This is a genomic window from Armatimonas sp., from assembly GCF_043760365.1.
Classification (GTDB): Bacteria; Armatimonadota; Armatimonadia; order Armatimonadales; family Armatimonadaceae; genus Armatimonas.
This window is the reverse complement of sequence record NZ_JAYUPA010000620.1, coordinates 1-1502: the sequence shown is the minus strand read 5'-3', so window position 1 is coordinate 1502 and position 1502 is coordinate 1. Positions and strand designations below refer to the sequence as shown.

Annotated in this window: 1 protein-coding gene; it reads left to right on the top strand. The window is 53.3% G+C overall.

All coding sequences use genetic code 11. The annotated features are described in order from the left end of the window. Positions 1 to 366: 366 nt before the first annotated feature. Positions 367 to 1502 (top strand): AAA-like domain-containing protein (locus ACH2EH_RS14175; RefSeq protein WP_395142695.1); only part of this gene is annotated, 1136 nt, incomplete at its 3' end.

Below are 1502 nucleotides of genomic sequence, written 5' to 3'. Positions count from 1 at the left end.
CCGATAGTAGAAAAAACTTCTTTCGATTCAGTGTATGTTTCATTTTTCAAAGATTCTTAATGTAGGTAATGACTCTGGACTTGCCTGATTGGGTCGCTAGAAGTATACTCCAACCCTCCGATGACACCGAGTCAGCCTATGACACACTGGTAATTCGAACAGATTTACCAGAAGCATCTTCTCTACTTTTCTAAGCTTTGGCTCATTGTATTGCTACTTTGGATAGTATGCAGTCATCCAAAGGTGAAATCCTGACCAAAACCTGACCAAAACCTGACATTCGGCCAGTCTTGAAAAATTCGCGTACAATCGGGTTCATCTCTAGAGCCCATGAACCAAGGATCTAAACCAGATAAAGCGGCTGCCTTGCACGCGTTGAATGACGAGCTTGGGCTGCTTCCACGCGAGCAGCACCAGGCCTTCTATCAAGTGGGAGGCACGCTAGATTGGGACGCTCCCTCCTATCTGGTGCGTAATGCTGATCAGGCGCTCTTCGAGGGATTGCGCCGTGGTGAACTCTGTTACGTCCTTGATACTCGCCAGGTGGGTAAGTCCTCACTGCTCGTTCGTACAGCGGTGCGGCTCTTGGATCAAGGCATCGATATTGTCCAGATAGACATCAGCAAGCAGGGGCGCAATGTCACCCCGGAGAGCTGGTACTTGGGCCTGCTCTACCAGTTCACGGATCAGCTTTCCCTATGGGACACAGCAGAGGCTTTCTGGGAAAGTCATGCCAGCTTCAGCCCCGTCCAGCGCTGGTTTGAGACGATTCGTCAGGTAGTGCTGATTGGCCGAGAGCGTCCCCTCGTCGCCTTTCTGGATGAGATCGACGCAGTGAGAGGACTGCCTTTTTCTGCGGACGAGTTCTTCGCAAGTATCCGCGCCGTCACCCAGGATCAACGAAGTAATTCTCCATCAGAGCCTAATGCATGGAGACAACTCACGTTTTGTTTTGCGGGCGCTGCTACACCGGCTCAGCTCACCTGCGATGTACGCGCCACCCCTTTCAATATCGGCACTCGCATCGAGCTCACCGACTTTACGGAGCAAGATGCGCTTCCACTAGCACAAGGTTTTGCCCCCGCAGACTCAGCACAGTGCGGTGCTCTCATTGCTCAGGTTGTATATTGGACGGGCGGTCATCCTTATCTCACGCAACGCCTCTGTTCGGAAGTCGCTAGGGCGGAGGCTACCACGCCTCAGCAAGTGGATCAGCTCTGTCGGGAAACCTTTCTGGATCGTAAAGCCCGCGAGACCGATCCCAATCTCCACTTTGTCCATGAGCGCATCCTCCAAGACCCCGAGAATGATCGAGGCGCACTCCTTCGTCTCTACAGCACCATTCGCAAGGGGGCGTCGGTGCGCTACGATCCCACCAGTAATCTGGCTAATACCTTGCGGCTCGCAGGGCTAGTGACTGTCTCCGAGGGTGAGCTTCGGGTACGAAACCGTATCTATGCTGAGCAATTCAACCCCGCCTGGGTTCAGGATAGCTTGCGCAC